General features: G+C 67.9%; 16 protein-coding genes. 7 read left to right on the top strand and 9 right to left on the bottom strand.

Annotated features, from left to right (window positions below; translation table 11 throughout):
- Positions 1-230: 230 nt before the first annotated feature.
- From ENSA7_RS43770 to ENSA7_RS17470, 3 genes are all read right to left on the bottom strand, one after another.
- Positions 231-710, bottom strand: a complete 480-nt coding sequence (locus tag ENSA7_RS43770) for a hypothetical protein (protein WP_181233836.1) — start codon at positions 708-710, stop codon at positions 231-233.
- Positions 711-767: 57 nt separating this feature from the next.
- Complete coding sequence (locus ENSA7_RS17475) at positions 768-1,445, bottom strand: hypothetical protein (RefSeq protein ID WP_146157807.1); 678 nt, start codon at positions 1,443-1,445, stop codon at positions 768-770.
- Between the two features lie 339 nt (positions 1,446-1,784).
- On the bottom strand, positions 1,785-2,495 hold the full coding sequence (locus ENSA7_RS17470) for a metallophosphoesterase family protein (RefSeq protein WP_106090435.1): 711 nt from the start codon (positions 2,493-2,495) through the stop codon (positions 1,785-1,787).
- A gap of 73 nt (positions 2,496-2,568) precedes the next feature.
- On the opposite strand from ENSA7_RS17470, the gene ENSA7_RS17465 reads away from it, so the two are divergent.
- Positions 2,569-4,491: a CRTAC1 family protein gene (locus tag ENSA7_RS17465; protein ID WP_106090434.1), complete on the top strand. Its 1,923-nt coding sequence runs from the start codon at positions 2,569-2,571 to the stop codon at positions 4,489-4,491.
- 22 nt (positions 4,492-4,513) lie between these two features.
- Here the strand turns inward: ENSA7_RS17465 and ENSA7_RS17460 are convergent, their stop codons facing one another.
- A complete protein-coding gene (locus ENSA7_RS17460; RefSeq protein WP_106090433.1) occupies positions 4,514-5,140 on the bottom strand; it encodes an RNA polymerase sigma factor in 627 nt (208 codons plus the stop codon).
- Positions 5,141-5,284: 144 nt separating this feature from the next.
- Between ENSA7_RS17460 and ENSA7_RS17455 the strand changes: the two genes are divergently transcribed.
- Both ENSA7_RS17455 and ENSA7_RS17450 read left to right on the top strand, forming a co-directional pair.
- On the top strand, positions 5,285-8,494 hold the full coding sequence (locus ENSA7_RS17455; protein ID WP_181233835.1) for a WD40 repeat domain-containing serine/threonine protein kinase: 3,210 nt from the start codon (positions 5,285-5,287) through the stop codon (positions 8,492-8,494).
- Positions 8,495-8,873: 379 nt separating this feature from the next.
- Positions 8,874-9,707, top strand: coding sequence for an AAA family ATPase (locus ENSA7_RS17450; RefSeq protein ID WP_146157806.1), 834 nt, complete (start codon positions 8,874-8,876; stop codon positions 9,705-9,707).
- A 140-nt stretch (positions 9,708-9,847) separates the two neighbouring features.
- Here ENSA7_RS17450 and ENSA7_RS17445 read toward each other — a convergent pair whose 3' ends face one another.
- Together ENSA7_RS17445 and ENSA7_RS17440 are read right to left on the bottom strand one after the other, a co-directional pair.
- Positions 9,848-11,092 (bottom strand): ATP-grasp domain-containing protein, encoded by a 1,245-nt coding sequence (locus ENSA7_RS17445; protein WP_146157805.1) that lies wholly within the window; start codon positions 11,090-11,092, stop codon positions 9,848-9,850.
- A complete protein-coding gene (locus ENSA7_RS17440; protein WP_106090429.1) occupies positions 11,089-13,521 on the bottom strand; it encodes a spermidine synthase family protein in 2,433 nt (810 codons plus the stop codon). The genes ENSA7_RS17445 and ENSA7_RS17440 overlap by 4 nt, the downstream gene beginning before the upstream one ends.
- A 48-nt stretch (positions 13,522-13,569) precedes the next feature.
- On the opposite strand from ENSA7_RS17440, the gene ENSA7_RS17435 reads away from it, so the two are divergent.
- From ENSA7_RS17435 to ENSA7_RS17420, 4 genes are all read left to right on the top strand, one after another.
- Positions 13,570-14,145: a CAP domain-containing protein gene (locus ENSA7_RS17435; protein ID WP_146157804.1), complete on the top strand. Its 576-nt coding sequence runs from the start codon at positions 13,570-13,572 to the stop codon at positions 14,143-14,145.
- Between the two features lie 24 nt (positions 14,146-14,169).
- The gene (locus ENSA7_RS17430) at positions 14,170-15,981 is read left to right on the top strand and encodes an acyl-CoA dehydrogenase (RefSeq protein WP_106090427.1); all 1,812 of its coding nucleotides are present in this window, start codon (positions 14,170-14,172) and stop codon (positions 15,979-15,981) included.
- 163 nt (positions 15,982-16,144) lie between these two features.
- Positions 16,145-17,362: a patatin-like phospholipase family protein gene (locus ENSA7_RS17425; RefSeq protein WP_106090426.1), complete on the top strand. Its 1,218-nt coding sequence runs from the start codon at positions 16,145-16,147 to the stop codon at positions 17,360-17,362.
- Between the two features lie 513 nt (positions 17,363-17,875).
- On the top strand, positions 17,876-18,118 hold the full coding sequence (locus ENSA7_RS17420) for a hypothetical protein (RefSeq protein ID WP_106090425.1): 243 nt from the start codon (positions 17,876-17,878) through the stop codon (positions 18,116-18,118).
- Positions 18,119-18,489: 371 nt separating this feature from the next.
- Here ENSA7_RS17420 and ENSA7_RS17415 read toward each other — a convergent pair whose 3' ends face one another.
- Genes ENSA7_RS17415 through ENSA7_RS17405 form a run of 3 tightly spaced genes read right to left on the bottom strand, consistent with a single transcriptional unit; the run spans position 18,490 to position 22,240 of the window.
- The gene (locus tag ENSA7_RS17415; RefSeq protein WP_181233833.1) at positions 18,490-19,752 is read right to left on the bottom strand and encodes a metallophosphoesterase family protein; all 1,263 of its coding nucleotides are present in this window, start codon (positions 19,750-19,752) and stop codon (positions 18,490-18,492) included.
- A complete protein-coding gene (locus tag ENSA7_RS43765) occupies positions 19,752-21,095 on the bottom strand; it encodes a hypothetical protein (protein WP_106090423.1) in 1,344 nt (447 codons plus the stop codon). The genes ENSA7_RS17415 and ENSA7_RS43765 overlap by 1 nt, the downstream gene beginning before the upstream one ends.
- A 59-nt stretch (positions 21,096-21,154) precedes the next feature.
- Entirely contained in the window at positions 21,155-22,240 is a 1,086-nt protein-coding gene (locus ENSA7_RS17405) for an ArsA family ATPase (RefSeq protein WP_106090422.1), read from the bottom strand.
- Between the last annotated feature and the right edge of the window lie 22 nt (positions 22,241-22,262).

Genomic DNA, 22,262 nt, shown 5'->3' with positions numbered 1-22,262 from the left:
GTTCGAGAGGTGGATTGAGATCGTGGTTGGTGGGGGGGTCGTGCCAGTCGACCGGCTCGATCGGAGCGGGGGCGGTGTCAGGGGGTGCGGCGTGGGCTTGCGGGGTAGTGAGGGTGATGAGGGCTGTGACCGGGAGGATCACTCGATAGTGATGGTTGGTGTGCATGAGGGGCTCGAATGTGGTGGCGGTTGATGTTGGTTTGGGGAGATACGTGCAATCGCTACACTCGCTATGTGTCGGTGTCGGTGTCGGTGTCGGTGTCGGTGTCGGTGTCGGTGTCGGTGTCGGTGTCGGTGTCGGTGTCGGTGTCGGTGTCGGTTTCCGGGTCGCCATCGCCGTCACCATCACCATCACCATCGCCATCACCATCACCATCGCCATCACCATCACCATCACCATCACCATCACCATCACCATCACCATCACCATCACCATCACCATCACCATCACCATCACCATCACCATCACCATCACCATCACCATCACCATCGCCATCGCCATCGCCATCGCCATCGCCATCATCACCATCACCATCACCGTCGCCGTCGCCATCGCCATCACCGTCGCCATCACCGTCGCCATCACCGTCACCGTCGCCGACTGGCTCGCCACCGCCGTCGCCGTCGCCATCACCATCACCATCACCAACCATGTCGCCATTGCCGACGCCGTCGTCGTGCAACCAAAAATTGCCGCTACAAGACGTCACCCCCAGGCAAACCAGTCCCGCACTCAGAATTCGCACCCAACGTTTCGTGTTCATTCGTCAGAATCTCCCTACCACCAACACCCCTCCGTTCGTCGGAGACAGGCTTGGTAAGACACTCATTGAAGGCTTCCGCTTCCGCCCAGCGAGCAGCACCACGTCGACAGCCACCATCGCCACCGCGACAGCCGCCACGGCCGAGCCGCCGACCACGAGCCCCATCCCCACCGGCCGCGGATCCACGTTCCAGCCGAGGTTGGGCATGCTCATCATCAGCACTCCGCCCCCGATCGTCGCCGCACCAGCAGACAGCGACACGGCCCCCGTGAGCCCCAAGCCGCCGAGCCTCAGCGGTCGGCGCGTCACGGGCACCACCGTCGCGCGCGAGTCAGCTTTCACGCACGGCGTACGCGGCTCTGATTTCGGTCGCCAGTCTGCAACCGTCGGCAACTGCTCGATCACGCGGTCGACCACCTTCTGCTCGGAGCACGCCAAGCATCGCTTCGCGTCCACCACGACCTCGCGGGCGCCGTCAGTGAGCACATCAATGCTGATCACGTACTCGTGGAGGCCGACATCGGGCATCGTCAGGCGCACCTCCACGGTCACCGCCGCCCCGCCGCGCACGACCTCGAGCCCATGCTCGCGCAGCGCATCCGGCAGCAGCAGCTCGAGCGCCGCGGAGAGCCGCTCGCCGAGCGTGGGCTCGAGCTCCGAAGTGTCGATCAGCAGCTCCACGTTGGTCGGCCCGGCAGCCGGGCCGCTCGCTCGCGCGACGGCGCCAAGGCTGCCGAGCAACAGCGTCAAGATCAGGATCCTGGCGAGGCGGAGGGCTCTGATGTCGTGTCGACCATGCATGTCTTCGGGAGAGCCGAGCGCCCGCGCGCGTGACTCGATCATCGGGCGTCGCGGCAGCGCCGGGACCGGCGTGGCGCGCCGTTTTTCGCCTCGGCGTGGCAGTCGCCGCGAATTGCGAAGTGTTCGGATCGCGTCTGCGCCCCGCCCGACCCGCCGGGTAGTCCTCACCAACGAAAAGTGACGTCTGGCGTTGTGTTTCGTAGGCGACCGCTGCTCAAACTAAGTGAGCCACTGCTCCAGCCAGCGGTCCGCGCCCGGCAGCGAGGACCCGCGCACGCTCGCGGCGAAGCGCTCGAGATCCAGCGGCACCCGCCGCAGATCCACCGAGAGCACCCCATTCTCACCGCTGATCACCCCATACTCGCACCACGGCAGGATCTTCGGCGCGTCGCCATCAAACGCGCGCTCGAACGGCATACCCACGCTGCCGACGTTGACGATCAATCGGGCGTCGAGCCTGCGCAGCAGCTGCACGTGGGTGTGACCGCCAACCATGACGTCGAACTCGTGGTCGGCGACCCAGCTGACCAGGGTCTCGCGGGGGGTGCAGGCCAAGATCTGATCGGTGTCGTCGCGCGGGGAGCCGTGCACACACAGGACCTGCGCGCCGCCGATCTCGACGGTGAGCTGCTCGGGCAACCCGGCCAGCTCGGCCAGTCGCGCCTCGCCGAGCTGGGCCTCGGTCCACGCTTCGATCTCGAGCAAGAGGTGGTGCGGCGGGTGCTCGTCCAGGGTGTCGTGGTTGCCGCGGATGCAACGGACCTCGCGCTCGTGCAGGCGGTCGAGCAGCTCGCACGGCTGCGGCCCGAGGTCGACGATGTCGCCGAGGCAGATGATCTCGTCGACGTCGAGGCGGTCGATGTCGGCGAGCACGGCGTCAACCGCGACCAGGTTGGCGTGCAGATCCGAGATGAACGCGACCCGCCTCATGCCCGCAAGGCTAGCCTTTCATCACCCTCGCATCCATGGTCCATCGAGTTGGCGGCGCTGCTAAGCTACCGCTGTGACCTGCGATTGGCCCTGGCTTACCTGCGCGAGTGTCCTGCTGCTCGCGGCCTGCCGCGGGCCCGACCTCGACGAGAGCAGCGCCAACGTCACGACCCACGCGGATCAGGCGACCGAGGACGACAGCGAGTCCACGACCGAGACCGGCGATCCGGACGGCCTGCAGCCGTTTGAGCCCGAGGTGTGCGGGTCGTGGAACCCCCCGCCAGCGAGCCCCGCGGGCACGCCCCCACCCGAGCAACCCTGCGCGGGCCAGGTAATTTGTCCAGTGTTCACCGAGGTCGCCGAGGCGGCGGGGCTGGGGACCGTGCAGTTCGTACCCACCCATCCGGCCAAGCTGGACTGCATGTTCCCATGGGCGACCTCGGGTGGCCTCAGCCCCCGGCAGGACTGCGAGCCGCAGTGGTTCACGGGCGGGGTCAGCATCGGCGACGTCGACCAAGACGGCTGGCCCGACGTGTTCATGACCCGGCTCGCGGCGCCGGACCACCTGTTCCTCAACCAGGGCGACGGGACCTTCGTCGACGTCGCCGCGGAGGTCGGGCTGGGCGAGTGCAGCTGGACCAACGGCTCGGTGTTCGGCGACATCGACGAGGACGGGGATCTGGATCTGCTCGTCACCAGCGTCGGCGACACCTCGCACCAGCTGTTCATCAACACGCTCAGCGAGACCGGCGAGTTGGGCTTCGAGAATCAGGCCGAGCCGCGGGGGTTCGCGCTGAGCTCGATCACCATGCACTCGGGTCAAAGCGTCACGCTGGGCGACTACGACCGCGACGGCTGGCTCGACGCCCACGTCAACGAGTGGATCAAGGTCGAGCACATGCCCGGGGCCGAGCATCCCGCGCTGCACCGCCACGGCGGGCGGCTGCTCCACAACCTCGGCGACGGGACCTTCGAGGACGTCACGGCCGCGAACGGCGTCGAGCTGTCCGCGCTCGACCCCGACGGAATCTTTGCGTTCTCGTCGACCTTCGCGGATCTCGACGGCGACGGCTGGCAGGAGCTGGCGATCACCGTCGACTTTCGCCGCTCGCGGCTGTTCTGGAACCTCGCCGGGCTCGGCTACGAAGACGGCAGCGGCCCCGCGGGGGTCAACCGCGAGTCCAACGGCATGGGCTCGACTTTTGGCGACATCGACGGCGACGGCGATCTCGACTGGTACGTCACCTCGATCGCGGAGGCCGACGAGTGCGAGGAGGACGAGACCCCGCCGTGCTGGTCGGGCACGGGCAATCGCCTGTACAGCTACGAGGGCGACCGCATCTATTCGCTGCTGACCGACGAGGCCGGCGTGCGCGATGGGGCCTGGGCGTGGGGTGCCGTGATGTTCGACGCCGACAACGACGGTGATCAGGATCTCGCCCTCGGCAACGGCTGGCCAGGTCGGGATCTACACGGCGGGCTGTACCACGCCGACACGCCCACGCGGCTGTGGATCAATGAGGGGATCGAGACTGGCGAGGGGTTCATGAGCGAACAGGGGGAGCTTCGCGGCGTGTACGATACCGGCCAAGGGCGCAGCATTGTCGCGTTTGACTACGATCGCGACGGCGACCTGGATCTGCTGCTCACCAACCATGCTGGCAGCCCACGGTTGTTTCGTAATGACGGCGGCAACCTGCGTGCGTGGCTGCGGGTCGCCGTGGAGGGCACCAGCTCCAACCGCGACGGGCGAGGGGCGAAGGTGCGGGTGCAGGTCGAGCCGAATGGGCCCTGGCAGGTGCGCGAGGTTGGGGTCGCGAGCCACTTCCTGGGTGAGGGGGAGCTCATTCAGCACTTTGGGTTGGGCGATGGGTTTGAGCTGGGGGTGGACACCGTGCACCGGGTCGAGGTCGAGTGGCCGGCGAGCGGGATCGTGCAGGGGTTTGAGGAGGTTGGCGGCGGGCAGGTGTTGATGGTCGTCGAAGGCGAGCCGTGAGCGTCGTAGACTCAGCGCGCAACTAGTGATCATCGGAAACGGCCCTGACCTCGCGGGCCCACGCCTGGATCGAATCGAGCGTCGACGTGCGCAGCTGCGGCTCGGTCGCGAGCGCGTGCACGCGTTGCTCGAGCAGGGTTCGTGCCCGTCGCAGTCGCCCGGCGACGGTCCCGGCCGGGATCTCGAGCACGGCCGCGATCTCGGCGCGTGACAGCCCCTCGAAGTACGACAGCTCGATTGCGATCTGCAGCTCGAGCGGGATCGATCGCAGCGCTCGCAGCAACAGGCGCTCACCCTCGTGCGCGACGAGCAGACACGAGGGCGTGGGGTCGATATCGGCGACGGAGGTCTCCAGCGGATCGAAGCGCTCGCGCTGGCGCCGAAGCGAGCGCAGGTGATTGCGGAGATGGTTATGGGCGACACCAAATAGATACGCGCGGACGCTGCCTTGCCCGCGATACTCACCGAGCTTCGTGGCGCAGACCTCGAAGGTCTTGGCGACGAGGTCATCGACGGCCGCGGGATCTGACAGCTTGCCGGCGAAGAAGCGATGGATCGAAGTCAGGTGACGATCGATGAGCGCGCCGCCAGCCCTGCGGTCGCCGGCGACCCAGGCCGCGTAGAGCTGCTCGTCCGAGGGCGAATTCATGCCGCTAGCGTACACGAGACGGTTTTTTCAGGGGAGCGTGATCAGGACGACGAGTCCCGACACATCGGATCTGAGAGCATCATGCACAGCGACAGCCTTCAACGTTCATTGCGTGCCGGGACCCCAACCGGCCACACTCCAACAGTGGCGCTTGCCGAGACCCCGACCGAGGGCATCATGGAGTCTACGCTCGACAGCGCCGAGCAGGTCGACGGCGTCGAGCAACGACGATTACGGAACCTGGTCCACGAGCGGGTGTTCGGCGAGGCCCCAGACGTGGTGACGATCGGCCGGTTTCTGGTGCTCGAGCGGATCGGCAGCGGGGCGATGGGCGCGGTGTTCTCGGCCTACGACAAGGAGCTCGATCGCAAGATCGCAATCAAGCTCCTGCACGAACAAACCAACACCAACCCCGCTCGACTCGTGCGCGAAGCTCAGGTGCTCGCCCGGCTGTCGCACCCCAACGTGGTCCAGGTCCTCGAGGTCGGCGTCAGCCAGTCGCAGGTGTTCGTGGCGATGGAGTACGTCGAGGGTCAGAGTCTCCGCGAGTGGGTCCGCGCGAGCCAGCGCAGCGTCGCGCAGATCATCGATGTGTATCTGCAGGCGGGCAGGGGGCTCGCAGCCGCGCACGCGGCCGGGATCGTGCACCGCGACTTCAAGCCAGACAACGTGATCGTGGGTGACGATGGTCGGGTCCGGGTTGTCGACTTCGGGGTCGCGCGCCGGACCGCCGAGGGGCCGCCCACAACCGAGTCACCGCTCGAGGACGAGCCCGACGCCGAGCCGTTCCATCCGACCGATACGCTGACCCGTACCGGTCGGGTGGTCGGCACGCCGGCCTACATGGCGCCCGAGCAGCACACTGGAGGCGAGCTCGACGGGCGCACCGATCAGTTCGGCTTTTGCGTCTCCCTCTACGAGTCGCTGTATCGGGCGCGGCCGTTCGTCGGCAACACCTACGCGAAGCTGGTCGCCAACGTCGTCGCGGGGAGTATCGTCACGCCCACCAGCGACAAGGCGCCGCGGTGGCTGCGAGAGCTGCTCACGCGGGGGCTCTCGCGCGAGCCGGGTCAGCGGTTCCCAGACATGGACGCGCTGCTGCGCGAGCTGGCGCGCGACCGCGAGACCCGACGTCGACGTCGAGTCGGCTTGGCCGTGCTCGGGGCCGCCACGCTCGTGGCTGCGCTCGCGTGGACCGAGCGCGAGCACGAGCACGCCGCCGTGTCCGAGGCGCTGGCGAGCGAAGCCCAGAGCGAGGGCCAGCGCGCGGATCAGGCCGAACTCGACTTGTTGCGGCGACAGGACGCGGTGATCCTGGCCGAGGCTGGGCTCGCGCTACCGGACGATCCAGGCCTCGCGCTCGAGCGCCTGCGACAATTGAGCGACGACATGCCCTGGCCCGGGGCCGCGCGGACGCTGGCCAGCGACGCCCGGCAACTCGGCGTTCCGCTGTCGTCCATGCAGCTGCCCGAGTCGCTGACGGTCGGCCCCATGTCGGATGACGGGCGTCGCTCGATGCTGATCGAACATGGCACCCGCGAGATCTGGATGCTCGACGTCGAGCTCGGCAAGACCTGGAGCACCGGGTTGAAGTTGACGCATGACGCGTACGCGATCTCGAGCGACGGTCGGTTCATCGGCGTCGGCGAGCGCGTCAACGGCCACACGGTCCTCGCGCTGCACGATGTGCAGCTCGGACTCACGCAGCGCTTGCAGATCCCCGAGGATCGGGAGCCCGTGGTCGTCTGGCTCGCGCCCGATGGCGCGCGCGTGGCCGGCCAAACGAGCGACGGGCGGACCTGGATCATGGATCGCAGCGGCATGATCCAGGACCTGGGCCCGCGCAATTTGGCGGGGGTGGTGTTCGTGCCCGAGCGCGACGCGCTGGTGGGCGTCGACGAGGAAGCTCGGCTGGTGTTGGTCTCGCCCGGCGCCGAGGCCCGCGTGATCGCACGAGACGTCGCGGCGCCGATCAGGCCGTCGCCTGCAGGCGATCGCGTGGCGGTTCGCTCGGGCACCGGGCTGCGCGTGGTGCCGCTCGACGGCGGTGAGCCACGCGAGCTGTCCGCGTCCGGCGACGACCAGATCTGGTACAGCGCCTGGGACCCGCTCGGTCAGCAGCTGGCCGCCAGCTACACCACGCGTGGCGGGGTGGTGTTCGACGTCGACGGCGACGCCCGCACCGAGCTGCGCAAGCGCGAGAGCCCGTTCCGGTGGTTCGCGTTCTCACGCGACGGATCAAAGCTGGCGTTTGCGAGCGAGGGCGACGCGTTCGTCACCTGGTTGCCCGACGGCCACAGCGAGCGCTACCCCGGCCATGAGGCGATGGGATGGGGCTACTTTGATTCGCACGATCACCTGCGAACGATCGACTGGCAAGGCACGCTGCGGGTCTGGAGCACGCAGCCGCGCCACTTGGTCCGCCGCGTGCCCGGCCCGGCCCAGGTCGTGGCGTGGTCGAGCCGCGATCTGCTCGCGCTCGGCACCTTCAGCGGTCTCGCGGTCACTGGGCTCGACGGCTCCGAGCCGGGCTCCGATCCGATCTGGGAGTCCCTCGAGCATGGCGCCGCGAGTGGCGTCGCGTGGTCGGCCGACGGCTCGCAGCTCGCCAGCATCCACACCGACGGCAGCGTGCGGTCGTGGACCCACGAAGGCGACCTGATCGCCACGTCGAGCGCCGAGCACGGTCGTGGCAGCGCGGCAACGTTCCTCGCCGACGATCGTCTGGCCTGGATCGAAGATGGCGTTGGGGTTCACGTCGGCGAGCTCGGTGCGGGCGCGAGCGAGCTGTGGCCGGTCCCAGAGCTGACCACCTGCAAGTCAGTCGAGCGTGACGCCGCGCGCGGCTGGCTATGGGTCGCCGGGTGGTCCACCGGCCACATCGGGTTGGTCGTGGCCTTCGACGAGCGCACTGGCGCCGAGGTCTATCGCGGCCACCTCAGTCGCGACGGCCTGATCGATCTCGCCGTGCTCGCCGACGGACGCCTGGTTTACGCGACCTTCCTTGGCGACGTGGTCTTGCTCGACCCCGGCACCGGCCAGCGCTCGCGGCTTGGATCGCATCACGCCCAAGTGTTCGGTGTCGCCGCCGATCCGCTCGGCGGGGTTGTCTACTCGGCCAGCCTCGACGGCTCCGCCCGCGTCTGGGAGCTCGAGACCGGACGGTTTCGGGCCCTGCGAGTCGACGAGGACAGCGACATGCACGTCCACGTGCAGGCGATGGGTATCGCGGTGGCGCCCGGTGGTGGTCGGTTCGCTTCGAGCTACTCCGACGCGACCGTCCGGATCTGGGGTGATGATCTTCCACACGATTGGCCGGCGCTGCGCGAATGGTTGGCGACGCAGCCAGAATGATTGATCTGCTTCGGGTCGAACGTCGGGTCGAGTCGTCGCCAACGATCTACATCGACGCCGTGCAGGTAGCGATGGCGTCGGGTGTCTCGAACTGGGAACGAGACCAGGCTCGACGTGAAATCGGGCACGGCCATCGCCCCGCGGGTCGCTCACCCGCGCGTCGAGTCCGACACTTCGCCGACGCTCGGCCCGCTTCGCACAGATGCGTGTTTCTCGCCACCTCGACTACCGTCTATCGCCACCAGCCCACCGTTCGCTGCGGGGTCGGCTGGGATCTCGACGACGCGAGTAACCGCTAAGACCAAGGTGGGACCACGCTGAGTGGCCGCTGGTGATCTCGAGCGGCGCGCTGAGCGGCGTCTGCGCTGGCTGCTGGCCCATGCTCAACCACTATCGAACGATGGAACTCCCGGCGCTGCTGGTGGCCGGCGACACCATCCGCAGTTGGCGTCGGATCGGCCTCGAACCCGACGAGCTTCGCAAGCCATATGAGCTCGAGTCTGACAAACGCGATTCGGGGCGAAGGGCAGGGGAATTCCCGCTCCCGCTCCGGCTCATGGAACTGACGAATCCTGGCTATCCGCAATCGAACTTGTCTGAATTGGGCGAGGATCCCGACGCGCTCTCGGCCGAGGTTGTCACCAAGCTCTCGCCGATTGCGTCACTTCGAAAGATCTGGGTCGATGAGGACGCTGAGCGAGGGCTCTTGACCCTTCGCGCGACCCTCCAAAATGGCGAAGAGGTCTCGGCGCGCGGGCTCTCTGATGGCACGCTTCGCTACCTCGCGCTGGTCCTGCTCGGTCTTGGACGCGGGACAATGTGGTATGTCGAAGAGCCCGAGAACGGGATTCACCCGCTTCGTTTTGCCGATCTCGCTGAGCTACTGCTCGGGTTGGCGACTGATCTGAGCGAAGATATCACGTCGGATCTCGAGGAACTTGGCAAGCTCGAGGAGTTCCCACTGCGCCAGGTCATCGTCAATACGCACTCTTCCGAGCTCGTCCGCGAGATTTTTGAGCGGTCCCAGGGGGACCTGCTGATGGCCACGACAGCGCTGATCTCGGGCCCGGAGCAGCACAGCGCCCGGGTGCTCCGGCTTCACCCGATCCGCGAGACCTGGCGTTGTCGTGAAGGCGAGCGGGGGGTCATGTTGCCCCTATTCAACTACTTGGATGCCACCGCGCTCGATGCCGCCACCACGGAGGAGGGCTGATGCGAGCGGCGCTCATCGCCGAGGGCAAGTCCGACCGTGGCTTGGTCGACGTGTTAGCGCGGCTGTGCTTGCACGCTTGGCTCCGGGCCGGCGAGGACATTGATCGCTAGAACGCGTTGGGGTGCAGCATCCGCGCGTTCTCACCCCGCAAACATGCGCAGCGAGTTCACGGCCTCGTCTCGCATCTCGCACAGATCCCGGTAGTCCACGCTGCGCATCATCACGTACCCATCGCCAAGCAGCGTCGCCTTCCAGTTGCGCCGTGGGTGCCCAACCGGCAGCAAGTCCGCGATCACCAGCCCGCCATGACAGCGCCGATAGACCTTGTCCAGCCCCTCGATCCGCGTGATCCGCCCCTGGCCAAACGCCCGCTTGAACACCGTGGCCACGTGATACCTGCGCTTTGGCACAGCCTCGAACGAGTGCCAGCAGACCGCCCGCGCCCACTCCCGATAGATATCGATCTCGTTGGCGGCGTTGATCGCATCCATGAGCTTGCCGCCCCCGCTGCGGCAGGCGATCTCACTGAACACGGCCTCGCCCTTGCTGGTCTTGAACCACTCGAGGTGCGCAAACCCGGTGCCCATGTTGAGGGCGGTGAGCACCTGCCGGCCGAGCTCGATGCCGACCTCGGTCGCGGGAATGTATGGATCGCGCAAGGTGATCTGCGCCGGGCTGATCCACTCGAGCGTGCGCCCTTGCAGCGGCGGCGGGTGGTACTGGGTCACGCTCTCGAACACCGGCTTACCTTCGACGGTGACCACGTCGTAGGTGAATTCCTCGCCCGCAATGAACTCCTCGATGCTGACCTCCACGACGTGGCCCATGGTCGCGAGCTTGGCCTTGGCCTGGTCCTCGTCGTCGACTCGCCAGGTGTCAGCGGTGCCCGCCCCGGCGACCGGCTTGAGCACGACCGGGTAGCCGATCTCTCGCGCGGCCTGCAGCGCGCCCTCGACCGTGGCCGACCTGGCGTTGCGAGGCATGCGAACACCAGCCGGGACCAGCCGCGCCTTCATGATCGGCTTGTCGCGAAACCCAAGCGCGGTGTCGCGGTGCATGCCCGGCATGCCCAGAGCTTCGCGCACGCTGGCGGCGAGCATGACCAGCGGCTCCCACAGGGTCTCGACCCGGTCCGCGCCGATCTGCCGGGCCACGTCGACCAGGCGACCGAGCGATCGGCTCTCGTCCATCAAGCCGGGCAGCTGCAGGTAGTCGTGCAGGTGTCGCTTGACCTTGGGCGGCAGGGCGCGGGCCGGCAGCTCGCCAACGCCGTAGACCTGAGCCCCGACCTCGGCCAGGCCGCGGGTGAACTCGGGCATCTCTTCGGGGTAGTGGGGAGAAAGGAACAGCACCTTCATGGCTTCACGCGATCCCTCTTCAGTCATGCCCGGCCCAGACGAAACGTACAGACCAGCAACACTAGATAACACGCCGCACCGACCGCGAGCGTGACCGGCACGCCCCAGACCATGGAACACCCCAGGGCCAGGCCGCTCGCGCAGACCCCCGCGGCGCCGTTGATGCCCCACAGCCACGGACCGAGCTCCGGCCCGCCGTCGGACTCGCGGCGGCGCTGGACCAGGCGCAGCCCCAGCGGAAAGCCCAGGCCCATGCCGAGCGCGGGCACGGCGACGGTGACGACCCCCACGAGCACCCGCACGCCCATGCCGCTGCCGACGAACGCGTGGGTCAGCGGGCCCGAGGCCAGCGCGGCGATGACCACCAGCACGAAGGGCGCGAGCGGGAACAGCTTGGCCAGCTTGGTCCCCGGCTCGATCTGCAGCTTGCTCGACGCGAGGCTGCCGATCCCCGTGAACAAGATGATGCCGCCAAGCAATACGGCGAGCGCGACGGTGGGGTGGCCCAGGAACACGTTGAGTCGCGACAAAAGCCCGATCTCGACGAACATGAAGCCCAGCCCGATCAGCGCGAAGTAGGCGGTGGCCGCGGCCAGATCCCGGCCCCCGACTTCACGCAGCTCCCGGCGTCGGGCCAGGAGCGGGCCGATCACCGTGACCAGCGTGAGCAGCAGGCTGACCAAGGTCGCGTAGACCAGCGTCTGCGTGGCCTGCAAGTTGCCCAAGAACGACACGTCGAGCCGGTCGACCGACTCGGGGTCTTGCAGCCAGGTGCTGGGCTTGAGCGTGTTGAAGAAGAACGGCCGGTCGTCGGTCGGTGGGGTCAGATCCAGCTCTTGCTGGCGGGCCCAAGCCCACAGGGCGTCTTGGCTGTCCAGCGCCCACAGCTGCGCGAGCACGCCCTCGTGGAGCGGCCCCCGGCGCGGGGTTGCGATCATGGTCAGCCCCTGCTCGACCGCGGCGGTCTGCATGTCGTCGATGTCGCGCTTGGCGAACGGCGTCGGCGAGATCAGCAAGGTCGCGACGTTGAGGTTCTGCAGCAAGATCAGGTGCTGGTGGGGATCTTCGACGCCGCGTCGCCACAGGACCTCGAGCCCCAGCGCGAGCATGCGCGCGGTCTCGCCGGGCGACTTGGGGTGGTACCAGCGCGAGACGGTGTAGATCCCGTCGTCCTCGAGCCGATCCATGAACACCTGCCAGGCCTCGACGGTGTACAGGCCGTTCTCGGACAGGCTGTAGCTGCCGGCCCCGGTCGAGGCCCAGGTGTCGATCAGCGACATCGTGATGACCGAGAACCGCCGCTGCTCGCGAGACATGTGGCTGCGGGCCTCGTCGGACACCAGCTCGACGCCGGGGATCCGCGTGAGCCGCGAGTAGTCCTCCATGACCGTGGTGTGCAGCTCGACGATCAGATCATTGAGCTCGACCCCGACGACCGGCGAGTGACCAGCTCGGGCGGCGACGATGATGTCGCGACCCCCACCCACGCCGATCACCGCGGCCGGGCCGTTGGGGCGCAGCTGGTGCGCGAACGAGGTGATGTCCCAGTCGATGTGCGCGTGGTTGTCGAGCTCGTCGCCGTGCTCGAACATCATGGTTGCGGCCGCCCCGTCGATCTTGATCGCCCGCTGTGGCACTGGCTCGCGCAGCGGAAGCGGCATCAGGCGGCTGCCCGCCCACATGTGCGGCGGGACCTCGATGGTCTGGTCCACGGTCACGCGCGAGTAGGTGTTCCAGCCGATCCACTCGAACTGCTCGGGATCCTCGGGCGTGGCCTTGACCCACGCGGGCCGCAGCGGCGCGGGCTCACTGCTCGCGTTGCTGACACCCAGGCCGATCAGCGCGAGCGCCAGACCAGCCCCGCCGATCATCTGCTTGCGCCCCGCTGGCCCGCGCGCGAGCCCAAAGCACGCCGCGCTCACGCCAGCGACCGCCGCGCTGAGCAACGCCGCGCTCGCGGCATCGAATGCATCGAGCAGCGGGATCACCAGCGCGCAGCCGATCGCCGCGCCGCACAGATCGACCCCGTAGGCGATCGACGCGGGCAGCCCGGCGCGGGTCAGCGCCAGGGTCAAGGTCACGCCGCCCAGCGCAAACGGGACCGCGACCGCGCCGCCGTAGACCAGCAGCGCGAAGAAGTCCATGAGGTCGTCGATCGGCAGCAGCGGGATCGCCATGGCCATGCCGATCGCAACCGGGGTCGTGGCCGCGAACGCCAGCGCCGACTGGGCCAGGCGCTCGGGGATCCGGTCGTCGCTGAACACCTGGGGCAGCAAGAACACCAGCACCGCGCCCGCGGTCATGCCCAGCATGCCCAGCGAGATCACGAAGAAGGCCAGGTGGTACCAGGCGATCACGCTGGTGATCCGGGTCAGCAGCACCTCGAGCATCAGGGTCGACAGCGCGACCGCGAAGATGCCCAGGTAAGTGAGCGGGCGTGACGTTGCACCGTTCAAGATGCGCGGAGGCTACCAAAGCCCGGCGTTTGTGGTTAGATCATTGCCGTGGCGCATTCACGATCACGGCTGCTCGCGGTGGGACTGTGCTCGGTGATCTGCGCGGGCACCGGGGCATGCACGGGGACCCAGGCCGACCCCGAGCAGCCAGAGGTGCCCGCCGACGTCGAGTACTGCGCGTCGGTCAGCGCCTGGGACCCGGCCCTCGCCCAGCTCGAGGACCAGGTCTTGGTCGCCGTCAACGAGCGCCGCGCGGCGGGTGCCATGTGCGGCCCAGACAGCTTCGAGCCGGCCCAGCCCCTGACGATGGACCCCGCGCTGCGCTGCGCTGCTCGCAGGCACGCGGTCGACATGGGCGCGCAGGACTACTTCAGCAACCTCGACCCGGACGGCCTGACCTTCGCCGACCGGGCCGACCTGGCCGAGTACGACGGCGCCGCGCTCAGTCAGAACATCGGCGCCCGCCAGACGACGGCCGAGCAGGTGGTGACCGCGATCATGGGCAGCAACGGGCTGTGCGCCCAGCTCATGGATCCGGCCGCCAACGAGATCGGGATTGGCCACGCCCCCGACACCGACGCCAAGTACGTCCGCTATTGGGCGCAAGTGTTTGGCGAGCGTTGAGCGGCCGTGCGACACTGATCCCGGATGTCCGCGCCCAACCCGCTCGTTCGTGATCGTGACGTCGAATTCCTGCTCTACGAGGTCCACGACGTGCTGCGACTGTGCAAAATGCCAGCGTTCGCGGACCACGATCGGGAGACCTTCGACCTGTTCTTGGCCAGCGCGGCCAAGCTCTCGCGCGAGCAGCTGTACCCGCTGGTGCGCGAGATGGACGAGCAGCCGCCCCAGCTGATCGACGGGCGGATCCACGATCACCCCAAGACCGGACAGGCCTACGCCAGCATGGTCGAGCTGGGGATCCTGACCGCCGGTCGGCCGGAGTCGGTCGGTGGCGCGCAGCTGCCCAGCTGCATCACCACGATCGCGTACCTCTATCTGATGGCCGCCAACGCGGGCGCGTCTGGCTATCCGCTGCTGACCGCCGGCTCCGCCCACCTGATCGAGAGCTTTGGCAGCGAGGAGCTCAAGCGCACCTTCATGGATCGGATGTACGCGGGCGAGTGGAGCGGCACGATGTCGCTGACCGAGCCGCAAGCCGGCAGCAGCCTCGGTGATCTGACCTCCAGCGCCACTCCGATCCCCGGGCGCGAGGGCGTCTACAACATCAAGGGCAGCAAGATCTTCATCTCGGGCGGGGACAACCAGTTCCTCGACAACATCGTGCACCTGACCTTGGCCCGGCGCGTGGGCGACCCGGGCGGGACCCGCGGGATCTCGCTGTTCGCGGTCCCCCGCATGCGACCCGGCGCCGACGGGCTCGAGTTCAACGACGTGCACACCAGCCAGATGATCCACAAGATCGGCTGGAAGGGCCTGCCCAGCCTGGGCCTGAGCTACGGCGAGAGCGACGACTGTCAGGGTTGGATCGTCGGCGAGCCGTGCAAGGGCCTCAGCTACATGTTCCAGATGATGAACGAGGCTCGGCTGCTGGTCGGCGCCAACGCGACCGGCTCGGCCTCGGCCGCCTACCACGAGTCGCTGGCCTACGCGCGCGAGCGGACCCAGGGTCGTCGCCTGAACGGCAGCGCCAGCGCCCCGGGTCCGGTGCCGATCATCGAGCACCCCGACGTCCGCCGCATGCTGCTGCGCCAAAAGGCGATCGTGGAGGGCTGCATGTCGCTGTTGATCATGACCGCCAGCTACGCCGACCTGGCCACCCACGCCGCCGAGCAAGCCGAGCGCGAGCGGGCCAAGTTGATCCTCGACATTCTCACGCCCGTGACCAAGACCTTCGCCGCCGAGCGTGGGTTCGAGTCGTGCAGCCTGGCCCTGCAGATTCACGGCGGCTACGGGTATTCGAGCGAGTACCTGCCCGAGCTGTGGCTACGCGAGCAGCGGCTCAACAGCATCCACGAGGGCACCACCGCGATCCAGAGCCTGGACCTGCTCGGGCGCAAGGTCGTGGCCAAGGGTGGGCAGGCGCTCATGGCCCTCAGCGCCGAGCTGCGCGCGGACATCGAGGACGCGCGCCGCTGCGGCGTCGACGAAGAGCTGTGCGACACCGTCAAGATCGAGCTCGCGCGGGCGACCGGGCTGACCCAGGTGCTCGGCGGGCGCGGCCTCGGTGGCGACACGATCGGCATGCTCGCGCACAGCGTCGACTACCTGAACCTGTTCGCAAACTTGATCATCTCGTGGCAGTGGCTGCGCATGGCCGCCGCCGCTTGCCGTGCGCTCGCGGGCAACGTCGACACCCAGTCGACCGACTACTACCGCGCCAAGGTCGAGGCGGCCCGCTACTGGATCCGCACCGACTTGGCCGACAACGCTCGGCTCGCGGTGCTGTGCGAGAGCGGCGAAGACTCGTACCTCAAGGTCGCCGACGCCGGCTGGTGAGCTCGCTGCCCACGCTACTCCAGGCGCCAGCGGCGTCTGGAAGGGCGCCGGTTCGACCGGCGTGAGCAACAAACGCATAGGTGGTCGCTCGTGGCCCCGCCGGAGGTGATCTGGCTAGCGCGCAGGCGTGCGTCTTTGTCACGGCGCATGCTTTTGGACCGCCATGTCCACGAGAACGGATCGATGCGCCATTGTCCTATCCGCAGGCGGGGTGCGCGGCGCGTACCAGGTGGGCGTGATCGATGCGATGGTCGATCTGCTCGGCCGCCGCGGCGCCGCTGGACCGCCGCTGTTCAACTCGTTCTCCGGGAGCTCGATCGGTGCGATCAACACCGCGTATCTGGCCGCCAACGCGGATCGGGCCGACCACGCGATCGATGGGCTCGTGCGGCTATGGAAGAACCTGGATGTCAGCCAGAGCCTGCGGTTCTCGCCGTCCTCGTTGCTCTGGGGTTACCCACGCCTGCGGCTGCCCGGCTGTCGTGGACGCGAGAAATTCCCCATATCCGGCTATGTGGGTCGCTCGCTGTTCGACCCGCGCCCGGTCGAAGCCCTGCTCGAGCAAGAGATCGACTGGGACCGGCTGCACGCGAACGTCCGCAACGCGATCGTCGACGCGGTCGTGATTGGCGCCCACGACATTCAGGAAGGACGCGCCACCTTGTTTGCCGAGCTCGCGGAGGGGGTGAAGCTGCGCGCGTACCCCGAGCCCGCGCGCACGGAGCTCGAGCCGGTCACCCTCGAGCGCGTGCTGGCTTCGACCGCCCTGCCGTTCATGTTCCCTGCTCAGGGGATCGGCGGTCGCTATTACATGGACAGCGGGCTCAGCTTGGCGACACCCGTGCTCCCGGCCCTGCGGGTCGACGCTGACCGGGTTGTCGTGATCTCGCTCCACGAGCAGCACAGGCCCGGGCGGGAGGGAAAGCTGGAGTATCCCAGCTTTATTTATCTGCTAGGGCAGATCTGCGCGGCGTTGCTGCTTGATCCCGATTTGTCTAGCCTCAACACATTGTTGCAGACCAATCGTGCGTTCGAGGCCGTGGCGGAGACCATTGACCCGCCCACGATGGCCGAGGTCATTGAGAAGTTCGAGGAGCATCAGATCCTGCCTCACCGGCCGATCCCTACCCTGGTGTTTCGGCCGAGTGAGAATATTGCTCTGCTGACCTCGGAGTTCATGCGCGAGGAGCTTGCCAGCGGTAGGCTGAGTTTGCTGTGGCGGGTGCTGCTGCGAAATGCTGGTTGCGAGGAGGCTGGTCATCAGGCGCTCCTGGCTTCGATCTTGTTTCTGGATGGTCGGCTTGCTGAGCGGTTGATCGAGCTAGGGCGCAGGGATGCGTATGCGGCGAGTGAGGAGATCCTGGAGTTCTTTGGGGGGTGATTGCGATGCGATAGTCGAGTATCCACGGCTAATTGAGTGCTTCTGGCAGCAAGGGCAGGTTGGCGTGGAGCCACCGAACGAGAGCAATGTTTCCCTCGCCAGCCAGCGGTGGGCTTGGGAACGGCCAGGTCGTGAGATTTCGTTGAGCCGCCAACGGTTCGTGGCCGATGCGGCGTTGGGGCAGTCGTCGTAGCCCAGTGAGCAGCAGAAGCAGGCTTCCGCGGAAGCCTCGGCGCCGACCGCGTTCGCTCCGCCGCGTGAGCGTCGACGCGCGAAGAGTCAGCGTCACCCGGCGAGGGCTCGGTGCCACGTTTGCGGTTGCCGGCGAGTGCGGGATAGATAAATTTTCCGCGTGCTCGCGCACACGATACTCACTCTCGCCCTCGCTCCTGGCCCGAGCTACCAGCCCCCGCCCGCGGCCGACTCCGGCGAGTACACTACACAGGAAGGTCAGCGCGTCCGCTGGGCCTCAGTGTCATATACGCTGCCTGACGGGCAGACGGCGGAGTAGTCATGATCGCCAGCGACGCGGATCACGGAGACGGGTATTTGTCTGTCGACGGCGACGCTCTTCTGCACGCGGCGTGGGACGCGAGCGGCTCGAGTTCGTGGATGTCCACGGCTCCGGGCGCTAGCGAGCTTGCGGCGGCTGCCCTCGCGGGGCTCGCCGCAGAGCCCGGGGTGGAGCTGCTCGATGCGTTTGCGCCGGACTCCCAAACCTTCAAGTCCAGCGCGTGGGGCCGAAAAGTCCTGTGAGCAGGTCGCTACATTTGGGCGGGAGTCGTCGGCGCAGGCATGGCCGCTTGCTGCGTGGGTGGTGGGCCTGCGTGCATTCCATGTGCCGGCGGGATGGCGGCGGCTTGGACGTATGGCGATGACAAGCTCAACGAATACTGCGAGTAACTCATCGGGAAGGCTAGCCACATTGCGGGGCTGGGCTGAGCTTTATCGGGATGAGCTGCGCGCCGCGACCATTGGCGTCGGCGGAGTGGCGCTGCTTCTAACAGGCGTCTTCTCTGGACACCCGCTCTGGGCCGGGCTGGTGTGTGGTGCCTGGGCGGGCGCGGTCCTGCTCGGGGATGCCCTCCTCCGCCGTCGCCGAGCTCGGACGAGCGATTAGGCTGCTCTCAAGCCTCGTCGCACACCGGGATGCTCGTAGGCGTCTCCACATGCGGCACCCCCCCGGGTGGTGGCACCTCCACAAAGCATGCGTCGATCTCACCAGCCGCGAAGGTCAGCCGCACATACCCATAGATCGGCTGCCCAGCGCCCTGCCACGCGCCCGCGGTGCCAGCGATAATCTCGCGAACCGTCCCGCCCGCAACCGAGAGATCAGTAAACTCCCGCAGCATGTGAGCGTGCCCCGCGATCACCAGATCTCCGCCCTGATGCACAAACTCACCAAGGGTGATCATCGCCAGATCCTCGCGGGACCAGCCACCGCCGGTCAGCCCAGGGTGAGGGGGGTGGTGCATGACCGTGAGCGAGTACTTGCTATCGCCAGGATCAAACAGCTCGGGCAGCCGCCCGACGACCGACTCCGCGATCGCGCCCGAGCCAGTGTCCAGCATGGCGATATGGGCCCCACACACGTCAAAGGCGTAGTTCCCGGGCCCGAAGTTCTGATTGTAAAACGGCATGTGCGAGTCGTAGACGTCGTGGTTGCCGGGGGTGAGCGCGAACGGGACGGCGGATGACTCGAGCAAGCCCTGAAACACACCAAACTCGTCTTCGGTCGACGACTCGGTCAGATCCCCAGCCACGACCACGCCCGCGAGCAGCTCGCCCGCGGCCTGGGCGAGGCCGGCCTCTTTGTGAATCCGCTCGATGATGCGGGCGAACTGGGTCGGGTTGGTCTGGATGTCAGCGAGCACCGCCAGGCGAAACACGGGCGGGCAGGCGCTGGCGTGGCTCAGGCCGCCGCGCACCCACGTCTCGCCCCGCGCGGGTACGGTCACCAGCAATTGACGCGTGGTGCTGGTACCCACGAGCGGCTGCTGAATGATCTGCGGGTTGTCCTCGAGGGTTGCGAGCGGGTGAACGTTGGACAGCTCGAGCTCGAGCGTTCGCGCCTGGTTGGCGGGGTTGCGCAGCGACAGCGCAAACTCTCCCATGTGGGCGACGCGAGCGTGGATCGCCGCGCCGCGCTCGACGACGATGCCCTCGGCCGAGTACGAGGCGCTTGGATCGGTCGCGCCCGGGGCTTGAAAGCGCAGCTCGACGCCGCTCGAGCTCAACAGCCGCGCGAAGCCGTTCTCGGCCAGCACGCGGCACTCTGCGCGGGTGTAGTCGGGGGTCGCGCACTCGGTCTCGGTGCATCCCATGAGGCTGCTGGCGAGGCCGAGCGCGAGCCCGGCGTGGAGTAGGGTGCCTGGGGAGCCTGCGCGCATCATTGCCTGGGACCTCCGAAATTGGGGAGCACGAGACCCACGCGAGCGTAGGGGTTGAGGCCCCCACCCACGCGCGCGCCGAGCTCGAATTGATAGGCGACCGGCGACCCGAGCGGGCGCACACGAACCGCGAATTGCGTGGCGACTTGGCCCAAGAATCCAACGACCGAGCCGAAGTTCATGCCCTCGCCGTAAAAGCGCGAGTGCACATAGCCAACTGTGTATTGCCCGATCACCGCGGGCCGCCCAGCGCTGGCGAGCTTGCGCAGCGGAATGTCGAGATCGAACCATGACTCGGCGTAGATCGGCGCGGGCGTGAACCGGCCAAGCGGTACATTGCCGGGCTCGCCGTACCCGTTTAGATCCCAGCGTGGACTCATGTAGAACGTAAAGCGCTGGCGCGGCGAGATGTGCCAGCGTACGCCGAAGTTGAGCGGGATCAGGGCCAGGCGCTGGCTGATCCTCGGCTCCTCGCCGAGCGTGAGCGAGTCGTGGGCGAACAACACGAGGGGCTTGTAGCGAAGCTCGAGCTGCCCGAGCCACCCGGGCCGACGCTGGGCGAGCGGGTAGGGCAGGCGGACGGCCAAGTCCAGGCCGAGGTCGAAGCGCCAGCCGTGGCGCTCGAGCGCGGTCGCAAAGCTGCCGTCGGGGTCTTGGGTCTGCGGTCGAGGGTCGCGCTCGAGCTGATTGCCCAAGTTGCCGCCAACGCTGCCGATCAGGCGCAGGCGCCCGCGGTCACGCGGGAACGACCAGGTCGGCGCGATCGAGCCAGACAGTCCATAGGGGACGGACTCATCGGTGTGGTCCGAGCCGCCGAGCGCGAGTGAGAGCGCGACGGTGGCCGGCGTGATGCGGTCGGGCAGGGTCGGGCCGTCGCGGCCGAGCACACCGACGATGCCACCGATGCTCGCGCCGCCCATTGCGATCACGCCGGCGCCCGCGATCGCCATCGCCGGGTCGCCGATCTGGCCGCGGTCGCCGGCCTGGAACACCAGCACGACCGCGGCGGCCGTCGAGATCGCCCCGAGCCCCGCGAGCAACAGGCGCGCGCTCATTGTGTGGACGCAGGGGTCGACCTCGGGCAGGCAGCGCTGGGTCCGACGGGGGCGGACTGGCGGCTCGACGAACGGGTCGGGCGGCTCGCTCTGGATGAGCTCGGGCGGCGGCGGCTCGACCCAGGCCGGCGTTGGGTCGCTGGGCGGGGCGGCTGGCAGTGGGAGGACCTCGGCGCTTGCGGGGTCGAGCTGGTCTGCGCTGCGTTGCTCGACCGGGGCGGGCTCGGGCGCGTCATGCAGCGGCGCGGGCGGGCTCAATAGCAACAACAGCGCACCGAACACGAGCATGGACAGATCATTGCTAACACACTCGATCGCGCCCAGGTCGGGCGAAATTCAGCTGAATGTCAGCCGAAGATCTCGGCTCCGAGCTCGCGCAGCTCGGGCAGCGTGTCGGGCGGGTCGGCCTGGCGCGAGGCTGTCCACACCTGCAGGTTCGCCCGCGAGGAGCTGATCGCCTCGATCGAGCGACGGGTTCGCTCGCCCAGCGCCCGCGCGCCCGCGTAGGCCGTCCAGATTCGATCGAGCTGATCGCGGTGCTCGGGCCCGAGCGAGGCCTCGAGCTGCTCGCGCGGCGGCGGCTCTGGGACGGTCTTGTCGATCCGGTTGAGCACGACCGCGTCGACCCGCAGGCCGTAGTCGGCCAGCTGAGTCAGGAACGCCTCGGCCTCGCGGACCGAGAAGGTCGACGCGCTGGTCACCAGCAGCACCCCGGTCGCGCGGCTGCGCAGGAGCTGCTCGAAGTTGCCGCCGCGGCGGTGGAATTCTTCGAGCACGTCGGCGAACTCGCGCAAGAACGCGCCGAGATCACCAATGAACTGGCCGCCGCCGATCGTCTCGAGCGTCTTGCTGAGCACCGAGCTGCCGAGCCCCAAGATCCGCGCGCCGAGCCGACCGGTGCCGGCCAACAGCCGCGCGCCGGGGTTGTCGATCAGCTCGCGCACGCGCTTGGGCGCGTCGAGAAAGTCGATCGCGTTGGCGGTGGGCGGGGTGTCGAGCACGATCAGATCATGCTGGCCCGCGTCGACGAGCATCTGGACCCGGGCCATGGCCGCGAACTCGAGCGCGCCCGACAGCCGCTGGGCGGTGGCCTGATACATGCGGCTGCTCAGGATCTTCTCGGCGGTCTGCGGGGTGCTGGCGTTGTCGCGGACGATGCTCTCGAACACCTTGGCGCCGTCGAGGATCAGCGCGTCGAGGTGCACGTCAGGCTCGCGCACGACCGACACGACCTCGCCGGGCGTGCTGTCCTCGAGCCCCAGCGCCTGCGCGAGCCGTCGCGCAGGGTCGATCGTGACGACCACGACCTTGCGCCCGCGCGCGGCCGCGTGGAGCCCGAGCGCAGCTGCGCAGGTGGTCTTGCCGACGCCGCCAGGACCGACGCAGAGCACCAACCGGCGATCCTGAAACACCGTGGACGTGCTGTCAGCCATGACATAGGCTCCCACTTCGATG

This window comes from Enhygromyxa salina, assembly GCF_002994635.1.
Classification (GTDB): domain Bacteria; phylum Myxococcota_A; class Polyangia; order Nannocystales; family Nannocystaceae; genus Plesiocystis; species Plesiocystis salina_B.
Note: the sequence above shows the minus strand (reverse complement) of the source record. Positions and strands in the feature narration are given on the sequence as shown.

Coding starts and splice junctions, on each gene's coding strand:
- ENSA7_RS17450 (WP_146157806.1), top strand. CDS start 8,874: ATGCTCAACCACTATCGAACGATGGAACTCCCGGCGCTGCTGGTGGCC.
- ENSA7_RS17470 (WP_106090435.1), bottom strand. CDS start 2,495: ATGAGGCGGGTCGCGTTCATCTCGGATCTGCACGCCAACCTGGTCGCG.
- ENSA7_RS17430 (WP_106090427.1), top strand. CDS start 14,170: ATGTCCGCGCCCAACCCGCTCGTTCGTGATCGTGACGTCGAATTCCTG.
- ENSA7_RS17415 (WP_181233833.1), bottom strand. CDS start 19,752: ATGCGCGCAGGCTCCCCAGGCACCCTACTCCACGCCGGGCTCGCGCTC.
- ENSA7_RS17445 (WP_146157805.1), bottom strand. CDS start 11,092: ATGACTGAAGAGGGATCGCGTGAAGCCATGAAGGTGCTGTTCCTTTCT.
- ENSA7_RS43765 (WP_106090423.1), bottom strand. CDS start 21,095: ATGCTCGTGTTCGGTGCGCTGTTGTTGCTATTGAGCCCGCCCGCGCCG.
- ENSA7_RS17420 (WP_106090425.1), top strand. CDS start 17,876: ATGATCGCCAGCGACGCGGATCACGGAGACGGGTATTTGTCTGTCGAC.
- ENSA7_RS17460 (WP_106090433.1), bottom strand. CDS start 5,140: ATGAATTCGCCCTCGGACGAGCAGCTCTACGCGGCCTGGGTCGCCGGC.
- ENSA7_RS17425 (WP_106090426.1), top strand. CDS start 16,145: ATGTCCACGAGAACGGATCGATGCGCCATTGTCCTATCCGCAGGCGGG.
- ENSA7_RS17405 (WP_106090422.1), bottom strand. CDS start 22,240: ATGGCTGACAGCACGTCCACGGTGTTTCAGGATCGCCGGTTGGTGCTC.